15 protein-coding genes and 1 tRNA gene are annotated in these 16,484 nt (G+C 61.1%); 8 read left to right on the plus strand and 8 right to left on the minus strand.

Features of this window, described 5'->3' with window-relative positions; translation table 11 throughout:
• Positions 1–35 precede the first annotated feature (35 nt).
• Positions 36–1,301, plus strand: coding sequence for a glutamate-5-semialdehyde dehydrogenase (locus ACTRWG_RS00875; protein WP_027237669.1), 1,266 nt, complete (start codon positions 36–38; stop codon positions 1,299–1,301).
• Positions 1,302–1,363: 62 nt separating this feature from the next.
• On the opposite strand, the gene ACTRWG_RS00880 is transcribed toward ACTRWG_RS00875, so the two are convergent.
• A complete protein-coding gene (locus ACTRWG_RS00880; protein ID WP_027237670.1) occupies positions 1,364–1,960 on the minus strand; it encodes a histidine phosphotransferase family protein in 597 nt (198 codons plus the stop codon).
• Positions 1,961–1,994: 34 nt separating this feature from the next.
• On the opposite strand from ACTRWG_RS00880, the gene ACTRWG_RS00885 reads away from it, so the two are divergent.
• The 5 genes from ACTRWG_RS00885 (at position 1,995) to tsf (ending at position 5,787) form a co-directional block, all read left to right on the plus strand.
• Positions 1,995–2,177: a DUF3553 domain-containing protein gene (locus tag ACTRWG_RS00885; protein ID WP_027237671.1), complete on the plus strand. Its 183-nt coding sequence runs from the start codon at positions 1,995–1,997 to the stop codon at positions 2,175–2,177.
• A gap of 106 nt (positions 2,178–2,283) precedes the next feature.
• A complete protein-coding gene (olsB, locus tag ACTRWG_RS00890) occupies positions 2,284–3,045 on the plus strand; it encodes an L-ornithine N(alpha)-acyltransferase (RefSeq protein WP_027237672.1) in 762 nt (253 codons plus the stop codon).
• Positions 3,042–3,872 carry a lyso-ornithine lipid O-acyltransferase gene (gene olsA / locus ACTRWG_RS00895; protein ID WP_027237673.1) on the plus strand — a complete coding sequence of 277 codons (831 nt, stop codon included), beginning with the start codon at positions 3,042–3,044 and terminating at the stop codon, positions 3,870–3,872. Before olsB ends, olsA begins: the two co-directional genes overlap by 4 nt.
• A gap of 187 nt (positions 3,873–4,059) precedes the next feature.
• Positions 4,060–4,833 carry a 30S ribosomal protein S2 gene (rpsB, locus tag ACTRWG_RS00900; RefSeq protein ID WP_027237674.1) on the plus strand — a complete coding sequence of 258 codons (774 nt, stop codon included), beginning with the start codon at positions 4,060–4,062 and terminating at the stop codon, positions 4,831–4,833.
• Between the two features lie 78 nt (positions 4,834–4,911).
• Complete coding sequence (tsf, locus tag ACTRWG_RS00905; RefSeq protein ID WP_027237675.1) at positions 4,912–5,787, plus strand: translation elongation factor Ts; 876 nt, start codon at positions 4,912–4,914, stop codon at positions 5,785–5,787.
• 469 nt (positions 5,788–6,256) lie between these two features.
• Here the strand turns inward: tsf and ACTRWG_RS00910 are convergent, their stop codons facing one another.
• Positions 6,257–7,012, minus strand: coding sequence for an autoinducer binding domain-containing protein (locus tag ACTRWG_RS00910; RefSeq protein ID WP_027237676.1), 756 nt, complete (start codon positions 7,010–7,012; stop codon positions 6,257–6,259).
• A complete protein-coding gene (aroQ, locus tag ACTRWG_RS00915) occupies positions 7,009–7,458 on the minus strand; it encodes a type II 3-dehydroquinate dehydratase (protein ID WP_027237677.1) in 450 nt (149 codons plus the stop codon). The genes ACTRWG_RS00910 and aroQ overlap by 4 nt, the downstream gene beginning before the upstream one ends.
• Before the next feature lie 274 nt (positions 7,459–7,732).
• On the opposite strand from aroQ, the gene ACTRWG_RS00920 reads away from it, so the two are divergent.
• Positions 7,733–8,944, plus strand: coding sequence for a serine hydrolase domain-containing protein (locus ACTRWG_RS00920; RefSeq protein WP_027237678.1), 1,212 nt, complete (start codon positions 7,733–7,735; stop codon positions 8,942–8,944).
• 69 nt (positions 8,945–9,013) lie between these two features.
• The gene (locus ACTRWG_RS00925; protein WP_027237679.1) at positions 9,014–9,877 is read left to right on the plus strand and encodes an acyl-CoA thioesterase; all 864 of its coding nucleotides are present in this window, start codon (positions 9,014–9,016) and stop codon (positions 9,875–9,877) included.
• Positions 9,878–10,206: 329 nt separating this feature from the next.
• Here the strand turns inward: ACTRWG_RS00925 and ACTRWG_RS00930 are convergent, their stop codons facing one another.
• From ACTRWG_RS00930 to pdxH, 5 genes are all read right to left on the minus strand, one after another.
• Positions 10,207–13,851 (minus strand): vitamin B12-dependent ribonucleotide reductase, encoded by a 3,645-nt coding sequence (locus ACTRWG_RS00930; protein ID WP_027237680.1) that lies wholly within the window; start codon positions 13,849–13,851, stop codon positions 10,207–10,209.
• A gap of 724 nt (positions 13,852–14,575) precedes the next feature.
• Positions 14,576–14,652: transfer RNA gene (locus ACTRWG_RS00935), tRNA-Pro, on the minus strand.
• Positions 14,653–14,695: 43 nt separating this feature from the next.
• Positions 14,696–15,172 carry a DUF192 domain-containing protein gene (locus ACTRWG_RS00940; RefSeq protein ID WP_036797559.1) on the minus strand — a complete coding sequence of 159 codons (477 nt, stop codon included), beginning with the start codon at positions 15,170–15,172 and terminating at the stop codon, positions 14,696–14,698.
• A 4-nt stretch (positions 15,173–15,176) separates the two neighbouring features.
• Entirely contained in the window at positions 15,177–15,716 is a 540-nt protein-coding gene (locus tag ACTRWG_RS00945; RefSeq protein WP_462828834.1) for a cold-shock protein, read from the minus strand.
• Positions 15,717–15,849: 133 nt separating this feature from the next.
• Complete coding sequence (gene pdxH, locus ACTRWG_RS00950; protein ID WP_027237683.1) at positions 15,850–16,455, minus strand: pyridoxamine 5'-phosphate oxidase; 606 nt, start codon at positions 16,453–16,455, stop codon at positions 15,850–15,852.
• Positions 16,456–16,484 lie beyond the last annotated feature (29 nt).

A 16,484-nucleotide genomic window follows, 5' to 3' on the forward strand; every position in this document is an offset into this window, starting at 1 on the left:
AGTGCCAGACAGGGACCGGCAAGGGCGCGAGACACATGAAAGACAATGAGAACATTCCCGCAGTGATGGCGGAGCTTGGCAAACGTGCAAAGCAAGCGGCACAAATCCTGGCAACAGCCAGCGCGGAGCGCAAAGAGGCGGCCCTGATCGCTGCCGCAAACGCCGTTTGGAGCCGCCGGGCCGAGATCATTGCAGCCAATGCCAAGGACTTGGAGTTCGGCCGCAACAAGGGCCTGTCGGACGCGATGATGGACCGGCTGATGCTGGACGAGGCCCGCATCCAAGGCATCGTTGACGGCCTGCGTGCTGTGGCCGGCCAGCGCGATCCCGTTGGCGAGGTGATGGAGGAGTGGGAGCAGCCCACCGGCCTGAAAATCCAGCGCGTGCGCACCCCGCTGGGGGTGATCGGCGTGATCTATGAAAGCCGCCCCAATGTGACCGCCGATGCCGGCGCGCTGTGCCTGAAATCGGGCAATGCGGTCATTCTGCGCGGCGGCTCCGAAAGCTTTCATTCGTCGCAGGCCATCCACACCTGTCTGGCGGAGGGCCTTGAAACCGCCGGCCTGCCCGAGGACGCCGTGCAGCTGGTGCCGACCCGCGACCGGGCGGCGGTGCAGGAACTGCTGACCATGACAGAATATGTCGATGTCATCGTGCCCCGCGGCGGCAAGGGCCTGGTCGGCTTGGTCCAGCGCGAGGCGCGGGTGCCAGTCTTTGCCCACCTCGAAGGCATCGTGCACATCTACCTCGACAAATCCGCCGATCCGCAAAAGGCGCTGGACGTGGTGCTGAACGCCAAGACCCGCCGCACCGGGATCTGCGGCGCCGCGGAATGCCTGCTGATTCACCAGGACATTGCGCCGTCGCTGGGCAAGGCGGTTTTGGAAGCTCTGGCCGCAGCCGGCGTTGAAATCCGCGCCGAAGCAGGGCTGCCCGGACCGGACGGCATGACCGCAGCGCAGGACGAGGACTGGGGCAAGGAGTATCTGGATTCCATCATTGCCGCCAAGCAAGTAGCGGACATAGATGAAGCAATCCAGCACATCCGCGCGCACCATTCCCAGCACACCGATTGCATCATCACTGAGGATGAGGACGCGGTGAAGACGTTCTTTGCCGAGCTTGACAGTGCCATCCTGATGCACAATGCCTCGACCCAGTTCGCCGATGGCGGTGAATTCGGGATGGGGGCGGAGATCGGTATTGCCACCGGCAAGATGCATGCCCGCGGACCGGTCGGTGCCACGCAGCTCACCAGCTTCAAATACCTGGTGCGTGGCGACGGCACCACCCGCGCCTAACCCTCACAAACGCAAAACGCCGGGCGCATCGCCCGGCGTTTCTTTGTGCAAGTGCTGCTAGATCAGAACTGCAGCGTGATCTTTTCCAGGTTCTGCTCCAGGCGGACGGTGCGGTTTGCTTCCTTGGCCGCCTCGGGCAGCAGCGCGAACTGGACCAGCGCGGGGGTGATTTCAGCGTTGGATGTGCCGCCGCTGACACGGGCCCACAACTCGTCATCCACATTCAGCTTGCTGCCTTCGCCCATCACGGTCCACTTGCCGTCGGCGCAGAAAATCTTGACCGTGCCGCCATAGGGCAGCGCGGATTCAAGGCACAGCGCCGCCAGCAGCGCCAGGCGTGCCTCGCTGCGGGTGCATCCCTCCAGCGGCGACCACTGGTACTTGATCCGGCCGGATTTGCTGATGTCTTCCAGCACCGAGACCACCTCGGCGCGGCCAATTTGCTGGTCGCCGGCCGCTCCGAACGCGATCCGGAAGAACCGGATGCGGGCATTGGCGTTGGCAACGCTGTCGGAGATCAGCTCCAGCTCCGGGCCCGACATGCTGCCGGCCATGCCCAGCAGCTCCAGACCGTTATTGATGGCGCCGACCGGGCTGATCAGATCATGGCAGATCCGGGACCCTACCAATGCTGCCAGATTGGCGTTATCTACACCCATAACTTCTACTTCCTCCGAACTGGGCCACCTGCAAATGAATGACCTCAACGCTATTTTAGCCCCCGGCATGTTCGTCCGGCACCCGGATCACCCCGAATGGGGGGTCGGTCAAGTGCAGTCGAACGCCGGCGGCAAGATCACCGTGAATTTTCCCGATCAAGGAAAGCTCGTGATTGACGGAGCGCGCGTCTCCCTTATCCCCGTCTTTGAGCCATAACGGTTTATGAAGGGTTAATGAACTCCCTCAAATTAGCCTGAAATGATGCGCACTCTTTGCCTCAATGGCAGGCGGCGCTCAAGCCCGAAACATGCAAGGAAACCGAATGCAGGACAGCGTTCCGGAGTTTTCCGTGAAAATCGCCGCCACCGAGGAAGAGCTGCGGGCCGCGCAGGCCTTGCGGTATGACGTGTTCGTCCGGGAATTGGGCGGCGGCGGGGCCATGGTCGACCATGACGCCGGACTGGAGCAGGACCGGTTCGACCCGTTTTTCGACCACATGCTGGTGACCGATACCGCCAAGGGCATGGTCGTGGGCGTCTACCGGCTGCTGCGCGACGATCAGGCGGCCAAGGCCGGGCAATTCTATTCCGAGGATGAATACGATCTTAGTGTTCTCAAAGCCTCCGGCCGCAGGCTGCTGGAGCTGGGGCGGTCCTGCCTGCACCCCGACTACCGCGGCGGGATGGCGATGTTCCACCTTTGGTCGGGGCTGGCGCAGTATGTCGAGAAGCACGGCATAGAGGTGCTGTTCGGGGTGGCCAGCTTTCATGGGACCGATCCGCAGCAGCTGGCCAGCCCCCTGGCGATGCTGCACCACAACCATTTGGCACCGCCTGAACTTCGCGTCCGGTCAAAATCTCTTCAACCCATGGACTTGGTGGCCAAAGCTGACCTGGACCGCAAACGCGCGATGCTGGAAACCCCCGCGCTGATCAAGGCCTACCTGCGGCTTGGCGGATTTGTTGGCGAGGGTGCCTATATCGACCATGCATTCAACACCACCGATGTCTGCCTGATCCTGGACACCGCCCGGATGAATGAACGCCAGCGCAAGATTTATGCAGGAGGCCGCGGTCACGCATGAGCATCAGCTGGCAAAGTGAGGACGCCCCCGATCCGGTCCGGATCAATGCATTGGGCTGGTGTCTGGCGGTGCTGCGGGGCGTGCCGCTGGCGCTGCTGGTGTTTGGCGGGTTGCTGGTTCTGTTGACCGTCCGCCTGGCGGAGCGGCCGCTGTTCGGGCTGCAGCGGCCGGTCACGCCGTTCATCACCCAGTTTGTCTGCCGCAATGCGTTCCGGCTTATGGGGATCCGGTACAAAACCCGCGGCTCGCTGATGCGGCAGCGCGGCCCGGTTGTTGCCAACCATTCCTCCTGGCTGGACATCTTTGCCCTGAACGCGCGCAAGCGGATCTATTTCGTTTCCAAGGCAGAGGTTGCAAAATGGCCAGGCATCGGCTGGCTGGCGCGCGCCACCGGCACCGTGTTCATCGAGCGCAATCCCAAGAAGGCCAGGGAGCAGGCAGATCTGTTCGAGCAGCGGTTGCGCGCCGGGCAAAAACTGCTGTTTTTCCCGGAAGGCACCTCAACCGATGGATTGCGGGTTTTGCGTTTCAAAACAACCCTCTTTGCCGCGTTTTTCAATGAGCATCTGCGCAACGGCCTGCACGTTCAGCCGGTTTCGGTGGTGTATCATGCGCCCAAGGGGGCGCCCGACCGATTTTACGGCTGGTGGGGAGACATGGACTTTGGGCCGCATTTGCTGAAGGTTTTGGCCGCCCCGCGCCAAGGCGCGGTAGAGCTGATCTATCATCCGCCGTTAAAGGTGGCCGACTTCCCGGACCGTAAGGCACTGGCCGCCCGGGCAGAGGAGATGGTGCGCAGCGGCCATCAAACCGCCTTGAAGGCATGAATTGGGGGCAGGGCGCTGATTTCTGCGGGACAGCTATTGCCAGCTGACAATATCTGATCTATAGGCGCGGCTACGAACCCGCAGGCGGGGTTTGGCCTGGTCAGGGGAGACATCCCTGACGGACCCCCGGTTGGAGCATCTGCTCTGAACCCCCGCCGAGGATAGAAACCGGAAAGGAAAGAATAGCATGGCTCTTCCCGAGTTCACCATGCGTCAGCTGCTGGAAGCTGGCGTTCACTTCGGTCACCAGACTCAGCGCTGGAACCCGCGCATGTCGCCCTTCATCTACGGCGCGCGCAACGGCATCCACATCATGGACCTGACCCAGACTGTTCCGATGCTGGACCAGGCGCTGCAGGTTGTCCGTGACACCGTCGCCAAAGGCGGCCGCGTGCTGTTTGTCGGCACCAAGCGCCAGGCAGCCGGCCCGATCGCCGAAGCAGCCGAGAAGTCCGCTCAGTACTACATGAACCACCGCTGGCTGGGCGGCACCCTGACCAACTGGAAAACCGTTTCCCAGTCGATCAACCGCCTGAAGGAAATCGACGAGAAGATGTCCTCCGGCGCCGAAGGCCTGACCAAGAAAGAGCGTCTGGGCATGGAACGCGACCAGGAGAAGCTGCAGGCCTCCCTGGGCGGCATCCGCGAAATGGGCGGCGTGCCGGACCTGCTGTTCGTCATCGACGTGAAAAAAGAAGCGCTGGCCATCGCCGAAGCCAAGAAACTGGGCATCCCGGTTGTGGCTGTTGTCGACACCAACTGCTCGCCCGACGGCGTGGACTTCATCATCCCGGGCAACGACGACGCATCGCGCGCCATCTCGCTGTACTGCGACCTGGTTGCCCGCGCGGCGCTGGACGGCATGTCCGCTCAGCTGGGCGCAGCAGGCGTTGACCTGGGCGCGCTGGAAGAGGCACCGGCTGAAGAAGCCGTGGCTGAAGAAGCCGCCGCCGAAGCCTGATCCGTCCTGTCACGGAATTGACATGCGGGGCAGGGTATCTCCTGCCCCAAATCCGTTTTTGAATTGAGGGAGCCTAACATGGCAATCACTGCAGCAATGGTGAAAGAACTGCGCGAATCCACCGGCGCAGGCATGATGGACGCGAAGAAAGCACTGGTCGAAAACAACGGCGACATGGAAGCCGCTGTCGACTGGCTGCGCACCAAGGGCCTGGCGAAAGCCGCCAAGAAATCCGGCCGTACCGCTGCTGAAGGCCTGGTCGCTGTGGTCGTCGATGGCGGCAAAGGCGTTGCGGTTGAAGTGAACTCCGAAACCGACTTCGTTGCCAAGAACGGCGAATTCCAGGAAATGGTCGCTGGCATCGCCAAGGCCGCTCTGACCGCCGACGGCGTCGAAGAGCTGAAAGCAGCCGACCTGGGCGGCAAGACCGTCGAAGCGACCCTGACCGACAAAATCGCCACCATCGGCGAGAACATGTCGCTGCGCCGCATGGAGAAGCTGGAAGGCGAGACCGTCGTCTCCTACGTCCACAACGCGGCCACCGCCGGCATGGGCAAGATCGGCGTTCTGGTTGCCATGAACGGCGGCGACGAAGCGATCGGCAAGCAGGTTGCGATGCACATCGCAGCCGTGAACCCGGCCGCGCTGTCCGAAGCTGAGCTGGATGCGTCCGTGGTCGAGAAGGAAAAGCAGGTCCAGATGGACATCGCCCGCGAATCCGGCAAGCCGGAGCAGGTGATCGAGAAGATGATCGAAGGCCGCATGAAGAAATTCGTGGCTGAATCGACCCTGCTGAACCAGCAGTTCGTGGTGAACCCGGACCTGACCGTGGAAGCCGCTGCCAAGGAAGCTGGCGCCACCATCACCGGCTTTGTCCGCGTGGAAGTCGGCGAAGGCATCGAAGTCGAGAAAGAAGACTTCGCAGCAGAAGTGGCAAAGGCCGCTCAGGGCTGATCAGCACCGCTGACAGTTTGTGAATTGACCGGCGGGTGGAAACTTCCACCCGCCGGTTTTTTTTGTGCCGTCACACGTCCACGGCCTGCGGCACACGCAGAACGCGGCCGGGCAGGCGGTCTTGAAAGTCTGGGAACATTGCGGGGGAAGGTTGAGGGGCCCCACTGATGGGGATGGATGGAGCCCCTCTGGTATCCGGGATAGACGCGGACCAATACGCGCCTATACCCGACCAGGTAGGAGAGCCTTGAAATCGCAAGGGGTCGTTACCCAAAGTTCCTTGGCCAAAGCCACCACTCACGGAACACGTGCAACATGCAGTGAATTACCCTATAACGGTAGTACTGAATTCCATACTTTTGGTCGCTAATGGGCGTCTGGCCTTTGCGCAGCGGACAATTCCCCAATCCGCGCGGCAGGCCGCGTGGATCTGGAAAACCAAAATATTTCAGACGTCTGGGCGGCCCTCTCAGGCGTCAATGACATACATCTGATTGTGCAGCGCGGCCTTCAGAACGGCCTGTGCCGTGGTCTCAACCGCCAGGGACTCCCGTGCAAGCCGCAGGTGTTTTTCAATCGTAGCGGGAGTGAGCCCCATCAGCAGGGCAATATCCTGCGTGGTTTTGCCGTCGCCGACCCATTGCAGAACTTCCCGCTGCCGCTTGGTGAGGCTTCGGTTTGGCGCGGCATAGGGCAGGCTGAGGATCTTCAAGTGCGCCACATTGTTCATCAGAATGATGTCCTCGCCGCACTCCGCCCAGAGCGCGTCCACGTCATCCTGGGACATGCCCGGTTTGGCCGCCAAGGAGATCGCGCCCTTGTACCTGTTGGACACCGAATGAAAGCTGATCGTATACCCGGCCGTCATGTCCAGCTTCTGGTTGAATTCCTGCACCTTTCTGGCCTCTGGCGTCAGCGAGCCGGTGGCGGCCATGTCCTCGACAATGCGCCAGCTGCCGGCGCCTTCGTTCTCCAGCGCCCAGCGAAGCATCGGTGCCGACAGGTACAGGCCCTCCTTCAGAAACCCGTTCAGGTATTCGTTCGGATGGTTGGACAGGATGACAAAATCTTCGGGATCGCCCAGCGACGTCTCCGTCCTGAAGCGGGTGTGCCCGTAGATCAGCCGATCAAATCCGAAAGAGGACATTTGCTTCACATGTTCGCACCACAGCTCCTCAGTGCTTTGGGCGCCGCACAGGAAATTGAGATAGTCCTTTAAATTCATGATGGTGCAGCCTCAGCCAGATGTGCCGCCAAGGCATCCAGCGCCAGCAGGTACCCCTTGGCGCCGAAGCCGCAGATCTGACCCAGCGCAGCCTTGGCGATATAGGACGTGTGGCGGAAAGGCTCGCGGGCGTGGATGTTTGAAAGATGCACCTCAACTGCCGGGATTTCCACGGAAATCAAGGCGTCCATCAGCGCGATGGAGGTATGGGTGTAGGCCCCGGCATTCAGGATGATCCCCTGGTGCTTGCCCTTGGCGGCGTGAATGGCGTCAATCAGCGCGCCCTCGTGGTTGGACTGCAGGCATTCAACATCAAAGCCCAGCGTTGTGCCATGCGCTTTGCAGTCCTGCTCCACCATCGCCAAAGTGACAGAGCCGTAGACCTCAGGCTGCCGGGTGCCGAGCAGGTTCAAATTGGGGCCGTTCAAAACCAGAATACTCTTCATCAGATGTAATTCCTTGCTGTCCTTCTTCTTGAACTTCTAAGACAATTTCCTTTGGAATGCGAATACACAAAAGGATGCGAATATGAAAAACATCGCGCCGGACAATTGCCCGGATCCCGGTCAGGATTGCGCGGATTACTGGCAATAGAGCTGTTTCATTTCACCTCTTGCCAAGGCATGCCTCCTTGCGCGACTTTCACCCGGCCGGGCGGCCACAAGGGCCCAACGGTCGCGCGCGATCTGACGGCAACTAGCACAAATTAGGAGAGCTGCAATGCAATCTGACCGGCTCGGCAGGATCAAAACCTGGCAGCAACGCTATGTGGAGGAACGGAAATATCCCGGAAGCGCGCTGCTGATAAACCGCGGCGGCGATGAGGTGTTCTTTCACGCGGCCGGGCTGCGCAACATAGAGGAACAGCTGCCGTTCAGCCGCGATACGCTGGTGCGGCTCTATTCGATGACCAAGCCGGTCACATCGCTGGCGATGATGATCCTGCTGGAGCGGGGCCTGTTTCACCTGGACGCGCCCGTCAGTGATTTTCTTCCGGAATTCAGCAACATGCAGGCTTTGATTGAAGGAGCTTCCGCGATCAGCCAGACAGAACCATGCCCGGCTCCAACGCTGCAACAGCTTCTGACCCATACCAGCGGGCTGAGTTACTCCTTCAATCCCGGCCTTCTGCCGCAGGCGATGGAGGCCGCGGATCTGCTGTTCAAACCCGATCAGGGCAACCTGGCCCCGATGGTGTCGCGTCTGGCTAAGCTGCCGCTGGCGTTCCAGCCCGGAACCCGGTGGGAATACTCGGTGGCCACCGATGTGCTGGGCCGTGTCATTGAAGCTGTCTCCGGCAAGACCCTGGGCGACTTCTTTGCCGAGGAAATCTTTGCACCGCTCGGCATGCACGAAACCGGATTTCAAGTGCCGGCCGGGGCAGGGAACCGCTTTGCCTCTCTCTACACACCGCTGGCGGGCGATGCCATGGCGCTGAATTCAGCCGAAACAGGCGCAGAAAGCTTGCGTTTGACCGACAGCTGGCAGTCCTCGCCGTTTCAGCGGGCGGAACTGCAGTCCGGCGGTGGCGGCCTGGTCGGAACGCTTGATGACTACATGAAGTTCGCCGAGATGCTGCGGCGCCGCGGGCGCTGCGGTGACGGCTTTATTATCAGCCCGCAAACCGCTGATTTCATGATGCAAAACCACCTTCCGGGTGAGATTGCCTCGATGGGTCCGCAAAGCTTTGCGGAACAGCCGATGGAGGGCATGGGCTTCGGGCTCGGTGGTGCCGTGGTGCTGGATCCAGCCCGCGCGCGCTGCCCGGGATCGGTCGGCGATTTCAGCTGGGGCGGCATTGCCTCGACATTCTTCTGGATCGACCGGAAACAGGATCTGTCAGTGGTCTTCCTGACCCAACTGGCGCCATCCAGTTCGTATCCGTCGCGGCCGGAGCTTAAGGCGCTTGTGCATGGCACGCTGACAGCGTGACTTCCCCGCGCTGCGTTTCCGGGTATGATGATGAGCCTGTAAAAGACCTGACCATAGAAAGCGCTTCATATGACCGATACCGCCAAGGTGCTTCTCGATCTGCTGGATCTGGAGACATTGGACACCAATCTTTACCGCGGCTCCGGGTCCGGCGGTGAAACCCCGTTGCGCATCTACGGCGGTCAGGTGATCGCGCAGGCGCTGGCGGCGGCTTATGCGTCTGTTTCCGGGCGGTTGTGCCATTCGCTTCATGCGTATTTCATCCGCCCGGGCGATCCATCCAGGCCGGTCATTTACGAGGTCGATCCGGCCCGCGATGGCCGCAGCTTCACGACACGCCGGGTTGTCGCGATGCAGAACGGCAAGCAGATCCTGAACCTGGCGGCGTCATTCCATGCCCAGGAAGACGGCTGGCAGCACCAGCATCCGATGCCGGAGGTTACCGGGCCCGAGGGCTTGGAGCCGCGCCACGAGATCCTGCTGCGCAATGCGTTCCGGGTAGATCCGGCCAAGCGCGGCGAGTTCACGCGGCCGCGGCCGTTCGAGATCCGCGAGGTTGCGCCGCGCGATCCGCTGGCGCCCGAAGAAACCAGTGACGTCAACCATATGTGGATCCGAATGGAGGCCGCCAAAGACGCCGGACCGGAACTGCAGCATATCCTGATGGCCTATGCGTCGGACTTTGGTCTGCTGGGGTCGTCGATGCGGCCGCACGGGCTGACATTTCACAAGCCCGGCGCCATGACCGCCAGCCTGGACCACGCCATGTGGTTCCACGCGCCGGTGCATTTTGAGAACTGGCATCTTTACACCATGGACGCGCCATTCACCGGCAACGGCCGCGGTTTCAACCGGGGTGCCATTTATACAGAGGACGGCCAACTCGTTGCCAGCGTTGCGCAGGAAGGCTTGCTTCGACCGCTAAAACAGTGATCTTGCAACGGCTTAGGGTGATATATTAAGCCGCTTGGCTGCCCGTGACATATCCGTAATTAACATAATTCTGATTATAAGACACGGATACGGCTCAAATCCGCCTTCTGCATCAGGCAAAGAAAATGGCTTCCTCTGCGACAGAGGAAGCCAGTTATCACCGGTCAGGCTCCTTCATTGACTGCCCGAAAGTATTTTCTTACCTGGGCCATCCCGGTGTTCAGAACGGGCGCACCCGTTCCTGATCCTGTGCACAGCAGGTTCGTCCTGCTTGCGGTTACTTGTTTGCGGCGCCGTCGGGGGTATGCCGGCGCCGCAGGCAGAGGTCCTCAGCTGCAGCCGGAGGTGCCCCCGCAGGTGTTGCATTTCATACAGGTGCCGTTGCGCACCAGCGTGTAGTTGCCGCATTCGCCGCAGGCTTCGCCCTCGTAGCCTTGCATTTTTGCCTTGGTGCGTGCGTCCATGCCGCCAGTGGTTTGCGCCGGTGCGTCCGTGGTCTCCGGTACCAGTGACTGCAGCGCGGCAACCGGATCAGCTCCCGTGCCCACGGTGCCGGTCTCGGTCTGGCCGCCCTGCAGCACCACCAGTTCCTGCGGCAGCCGCTTGCGCAGATAGCCGGTCGAGGAGATCTGCTTCAGCACTTCCAGCGACCGCGATGCGGCGCTTTCGCTCAGCTCCGTGACGTTGGAGACGCCTTCCTCTTCGCCGCGGCCCAGATCGTCGAAGGTCGCGCCTTCCGGCTTCACATGCGCCAGGTCTGTGCGATCAAGATACGATACCGCCAGCTCGCGGAACACATAGTCGAGGATTGAAGTCGCGTTCTTGATCGAGTCGTTGCCCTGGACCATGCCTGCGGGTTCGAACTTGGTGAAGGTGAAGGCGTCGACAAACTCCTCCAGCGGCACGCCGTACTGCAGGCCGACCGACACCGCGATGGCAAAGTTGTTCATCATTGCCCGGAAGCCCGCGCCTTCCTTGTGCATGTCGATGAAGATTTCGCCCAGGGTGCCGTCGGAATACTCGCCGGTGCGCAGGTACACCTTGTGGCCGCCGACAACCGCCTTCTGGGTATAACCCTTGCGGCGCTGCGGCATCTTCTCGCGGTGGCTGCGGACCAGCTCCTTGACCACAACTTTCTCGACGATCTTCTCCGCCAGAACCGCGGCCTTTTCCTGGGTCGAACCGCTTTCAAGAATTTCCGCCGCGTCGTCGTCATCCTCGACCAGTGCCGCCGCCAGCGGCTGGCTCAGCTTGGAGCCGTCGCGGTACAGTGCGTTGGCCTTCACCCCCAGGCTCCAGCTCAGCTCATAAGCCTTCTGGCAGTCCTCGATGGTGGCCGAATTCGGCATATTGATGGTCTTGGAAATCGCACCGGAGATAAAGCTCTGGGCTGCCGCCATCATGTAAATGTGGCTATCAACACTCAGGAAACGCTTACCTTTTTTGCCGCACGGGTTGGCGCAGTCAAAGATGGCGTAATGCTCTTCCTTCAGATGCGGCGCGCCTTCCAGGGTCATGGTGCCGCAGACATGGTCATTGGCCGCGTCGATGTCCGCCTTGGTGAATCCCAGATGGCGCAGCAGGTCGAAGGTCGGATCGTTCAGCTTGGGCGCCGGGATGCCCAGCACGCCGGTGCAGAAATCTTCGCCCAGGGTCCACTGGTTGAAGACAAAGCGGATGTCAAAGGCCGATTCCAGCGCCGCGTCCACCTTGGCGAGCTCATTGGGGCCAAAGCCGTGACCGGCCAGCGACGTGTGGTTGATGCCCGGGGCATTGCCGATGGAGCCGTGGCCCACTGCATAGGAGACAATCTCCTCAATCTGGGCAGAGCTGTAGCCAAGCCCCTCCAGCGCCGACGGCACAGAGCGGTTGATGATCTTGAAGTAACCGCCACCCGCCAGCTTCTTGAACTTCACCAGGGCAAAGTCCGGCTCGATCCCGGTGGTGTCGCAGTCCATCACCAGGCCGATGGTGCCGGTCGGTGCAATCACCGTGGTCTGGGCGTTGCGGTAACCGTGCTTCTGACCCAGCTCCAGCGCCTCGTCCCAGGCGCTTGCGGCCAGATCGGTCAGCAGCGCATCCGGGCAGTTTGCGATGTCCAGCGGCACCGGCGTGACCGACAGTGCTTCATAACCCTCGGTGTTGCCCTTTGCAGCGTTGCGATGGTTGCGGATCACCCGCAGCATATGGTCTGCGTTTTTCGCATAGCCCGGGAAGGCACCCAGTTCCGAGGCAATCTCAGCCGAGGTGGCATAGGCAACACCGGTCATCAGCGCGGTCAGCGCACCGCAAAGCGCCCTGCCCTCATCCGAGTCGTAACCGTAGCCCATGTTCATCAGCAGCCCGCCAATGTTGGCGTAGCCCAGGCCCAAGGTGCGGAAGTCATAGGACCGCTGCGCGATTTCCTTGGACGGGAACTGCGCCATCATCACCGAGATTTCCAGCGTCAGCGTCCACAGGCGGCAGGAATGCATGAAATCATCCGCCTGGAACAGCCCGTCTTTCAGGAAGCTCAACAGGTTCAGCGACGCCAGGTTGCAGGCGGTGTCGTCCAGGAACATGTATTCTGAACAAGGGTTTGAACCGCGGATTTCACCGTCTTCCGGGCAGGTATGCCACTCGTTTACGGTGTCGTGGAACTGGATACCCGGATCGGCGCAGGCCCAAGCCGCATGGCCGACCTTCTCCCACAGGTCGCGGGCCTTGACGGTTTTGGCGACCTTGCCGTCGGTGCGGTTGATCAGCTGCCAGTCGGCGTCCTTTTCCACCGCGTGCAGGAAGGCGTTGGTCACCCGGATCGAGTTGTTGGAGTTCTGCCCGGAGACAGAGCTGTAGGCCTCAGAGTCCCAGTCGGTGTCATAGGTCGGGAACTCGATCGAGGTGTGGCCCTGCTTGGCGTAATCCAGCACCCGCTTGATGTAGGTTTCCGGGATCGCCACCTTCTTGGCTTGGCGGATGGCCGATTTCAGCCCGCCGTTGACCGCCGGGTCATAGGCGTCAGCCTCTGCCCCGTCCCAGCTGCGGATTGCCTCAAAAAGACCGTTCAGCATCTTTTCGTGCATCTTGGAGCCGGCCACGATCGAGGCAACCTTCTGCTCTTCGATCACCTTCCACTGGATGAAGTCTTCGATATCCGGGTGATCGGCGTCGACGATCACCATTTTTGCTGCCCGACGGGTTGTGCCGCCTGATTTGATGGCGCCCGCCGCGCGGTCGCCGATTTTGAGGAAACCCATCAGGCCCGAGGATTTGCCGCCGCCCGACAGCGGCTCGCCTTCGGCGCGCAGATGGGAGAAATTGGTGCCGGTGCCGGAGCCGTATTTGAACAGCCGCGCCTCGCGCACCCACAGATCCATGATGCCGCCGTCCTTGACCAGATCGTCCGAGACAGACTGGATGAAGCAGGCATGCGGCTGCGGGTGCTCATAAGCGCTGTCCGATTTGGTCAGCTTGCCGGTCTTGTAATCGACATAGTGATGGCCCTGCGCCGGGCCGTCGATGCCATAGGCCCAGTGCAGGCCGGTGTTGAACCACTGGGGCGAGTTCGGCGCCGAGCGCTGGGTCGCCAGCATATAGCGCATCTCGTCGTAATAGGCGCGCGCGTCCTCCTCGGAGGAGAAATAGCCGCCCTTCCAGCCCCAATAGGCCCAGGCGCCCGCCAAACGGTCGAACACCTGCTTGGAGGAGGATTCACCGCCCAGCTCCGCGCCCTTTTCCGGGACCGAACGCCACAGGAATTCCGGCACGCCCTTTTCGCGGACCTTCTTCAGGCGGGACGGCACGCCGGCCTTGCGGAAGTACTTTTGCGCGATGACGTCGCTGGCCACCTGGCTCCAGGACGCGGGGATTTCGATGTTGTCGAGACGGAAAACGATGGTCCCGTCCGGGTTGCGGATTTCCGACGTGGCCGAGACAAAGGCCAGATCGGCATAGGCATCCTGTCCGGGTTTGGTGAATTTCCGTTCGATCTTCATGCTTTGCCCCTTCTCAAGCACTCGTCGTTCATGTGTCGCGGTGCCCCCGCACCATCCAGCCCCGGCTGCAGAACACACGAACAATCCTGCGTCCGCCGCATTTGGCGCACCCGAGGCCCTCGCCGGCCATTCTCCCAGGACTGTGTGCTGTTTTTCAGCGTTGTTGCTGCGGCTCTGAAACCCACCAGATTTAGTGCCACCACAACCGGTGAACACAATTTGGCGTATTCTGACACAAGGGGTCAACGTAAAATTTACGTCTTGGAAAGGATCTTTGCTGTTGACGCTTTCTGCGGTTTGCAGGGTCCGGCGAACCGCTTCGATTCATCCACAGGCCGTCTCTGTTTCTGCTGCGTCAGGCGGTCTTTGGAGGACCCCGAATTTCTATTGTCAGGCGAGTGACTTGCCGACTTGAAAGCGAAACCTGGCACCCGGGAATGCCGGGCTGTGACAGGATTCCGTCAACATATGCGGGGATGGAAACGCCGAAGGGCGTTAACGGTTGGATTACCGTGCGGTAACGCCGCTACCCCAGCGGCACCTGCGCCGCAATTAACCTTTTGATGCGCCTCCGCGACAAGTCATTAAAGAAGCCTTAACAGAGTGTTAAGAAAGCATTAACACCATAGATTGCATCAATGGAAAATCGCTCGCGCAATGCGAGAAACGATTCTCGCAGCAGTGCCTGATCAGCAAAGAGCCACCGCGAGTTATGAGAGTGGAGTGGTCGGGGCGGCGAGATTCGAACTCACGACCCCCTGTACCCAAAACAGGTGCGCTACCAGACTGCGCCACGCCCCGGACCGTGCGCCTTCCTATCTCCGGCGGATGGATTTGAAAACCCCTAACAGGGCCAAACTGCGCCACTGCGCGAAAAAATTTGGTGCCGCATCTGAGTGCCCGCCGAAATGCCGTAACGGCGGGCCAGCCCGCCGTTTATTTCCAGCACCGCAAACACCCGGTTGCCGCCGGGGATCGGGGTCAGATCCCCAGGCACAGCGTTTTCGTGAACCGATGTCACCCGGCCCAGCTCATCCAGGAATATGATGTCCAAGGGGATAAGTGTGTTTTTCATCCAGAAGGCGGCCGGCTGGGGCTGATCGTACACAAACAGCATCCCTGCCCCGCGCGGCAGCTCCTCGCGGAACATAAGGCCCTGCGCCCGTTCTGCTTCGCTGTCGGCGATTTCCACCTCAAATGCGGCCTGCCCCCAGGCACCGCGCAGGTCGACCCGGTCCGGCGCGCAGTCCGCTGCCAGGGCCGGGGCGGCCCAAAAGGTCAAGGCGGCGCACCAGCTCAGCGGAACCAGGCGCCGTTCCATTGTATCAGTCCGTGCCGCCGGACATCAGCGCGGCTTCCCAGGCCAGCACTTCCACCGCCATGCGGCCGCGTTTGCCGTCGATCACCCGCATCGCCAGCGCTTCGCCGGGCTGCAGGTCGGCAAGCCCGGACTGGCGCAGAACCTCTACGTGCAGGAAAACATCCTCGCCGCGGCCAAAGACATTGACAAAGCCGAACCCCTTGCCCTTGTCGAACCATTTGACCCGCGCCGGCTCCAGCGGCTCGCTCTGCAGGCTGTCCATGTCCAGCTCGGCAAAATCGCTCAGCACCGGGGTGTCGTCGCGTTCCGGCGGCATGATCGACAGCACTTCCACCGCCTGCACACCGCGGTCGGTCTGATGCGTCACAATCTCGATCCGGGCCCCGTCCGCAACAGAGCTTTGGCCGAAATTACGCAGCACATTAACGTGGAGAAGAATGTCCGGGCCGCCCTCGTCAGATACGACAAAGCCGTACCCTTTGGCCGGGTCGAACCACTTCACCAGCCCCTGGACCTGCTGCAAGCTGCTGAGATCTTCTGCCACTTAAATCACCCACCGCGTTTTCTTATTTTTGATGAAGCTCTGATGCGCGATTCTGACCTTGGATTTCAAGCTAAAAAGTCTGGAAATTGTCATGAAACTGCTATTGACCCTAGGTAAACCTTAACCATTTCCGTCACGGGTTCAGCCGCAGAATTTCCCATTCTGCGGTGCCCTCTTTGCGGCGCCAGCGGAACCGGTCATGCAGCCGGAATGCGCCGTCAGCCCAGAATTCGATCTCCACCGGCGTCAGCCGGTAACCGCCCCAAAACGGCGGCCGCGGCGGGTTCGGGCCTTTTGCGGCCGTCACTTTCGCCACCTCCGCCATCAGCGCGCCGCGGCTTTCCAGCGGCTGCGACTGCTTCGAGGCCCAGGCACCCAGCCGGCTTTTGAGCGAGCGGGACCTGTAATATTCGTCGGCCTGCGGCCCGTCTTCGCGGGTGATGCTGCCGCGCACGCGGATCTGGCGGCGCAAGGATTTCCAGTGCATCACAAATGCAGCCTTGCCGGCCTGATCCAGTTCTTGCGCCTTTGCGCTTTCGTAATTGGTATAGAACACAAACGCGCTGTCCTCAATTTCCTTCAGCAGCACCATCCGGCTGTTCGGCAGCCCCGTTTCATCCACAGTTGCCAGCGCGATGGCATTGGGATCATTCGGTTCGGCTTGCTCCGCCTCAGCCAGCCAGGCGCGGGCAATGGCAAACGGATCCTCGCCCGCGAAAATACCGGAACGGTCGGACATTCATGCACCTCATCATGGGGTTTCACTGC

Source organism: Leisingera sp. G5_S3_59_S7 (assembly GCF_054968485.1).

What these genes read in the sequence shown, in the direction of transcription:
- ACTRWG_RS00920 (WP_027237678.1), top strand. Translation starts at nt 7,733, where the DNA reads ATGCAATCTGACCGGCTCGGCAGGATCAAAACCTGGCAGCAACGCTAT.
- tsf (WP_027237675.1), top strand. Translation starts at nt 4,912, where the DNA reads ATGGCAATCACTGCAGCAATGGTGAAAGAACTGCGCGAATCCACCGGC.
- ACTRWG_RS00910 (WP_027237676.1), bottom strand. Translation starts at nt 7,012, where the DNA reads ATGAATTTAAAGGACTATCTCAATTTCCTGTGCGGCGCCCAAAGCACT.
- ACTRWG_RS00885 (WP_027237671.1), top strand. Translation starts at nt 1,995, where the DNA reads ATGAATGACCTCAACGCTATTTTAGCCCCCGGCATGTTCGTCCGGCAC.
- ACTRWG_RS00930 (WP_027237680.1), bottom strand. Translation starts at nt 13,851, where the DNA reads ATGAAGATCGAACGGAAATTCACCAAACCCGGACAGGATGCCTATGCC.
- rpsB (WP_027237674.1), top strand. Translation starts at nt 4,060, where the DNA reads ATGGCTCTTCCCGAGTTCACCATGCGTCAGCTGCTGGAAGCTGGCGTT.
- olsB (WP_027237672.1), top strand. Translation starts at nt 2,284, where the DNA reads ATGCAGGACAGCGTTCCGGAGTTTTCCGTGAAAATCGCCGCCACCGAG.
- ACTRWG_RS00940 (WP_036797559.1), bottom strand. Translation starts at nt 15,172, where the DNA reads ATGGAACGGCGCCTGGTTCCGCTGAGCTGGTGCGCCGCCTTGACCTTT.
- aroQ (WP_027237677.1), bottom strand. Translation starts at nt 7,458, where the DNA reads ATGAAGAGTATTCTGGTTTTGAACGGCCCCAATTTGAACCTGCTCGGC.
- olsA (WP_027237673.1), top strand. Translation starts at nt 3,042, where the DNA reads ATGAGCATCAGCTGGCAAAGTGAGGACGCCCCCGATCCGGTCCGGATC.
- pdxH (WP_027237683.1), bottom strand. Translation starts at nt 16,455, where the DNA reads ATGTCCGACCGTTCCGGTATTTTCGCGGGCGAGGATCCGTTTGCCATT.
- ACTRWG_RS00875 (WP_027237669.1), top strand. Translation starts at nt 36, where the DNA reads ATGAAAGACAATGAGAACATTCCCGCAGTGATGGCGGAGCTTGGCAAA.
- ACTRWG_RS00925 (WP_027237679.1), top strand. Translation starts at nt 9,014, where the DNA reads ATGACCGATACCGCCAAGGTGCTTCTCGATCTGCTGGATCTGGAGACA.
- ACTRWG_RS00880 (WP_027237670.1), bottom strand. Translation starts at nt 1,960, where the DNA reads ATGGGTGTAGATAACGCCAATCTGGCAGCATTGGTAGGGTCCCGGATC.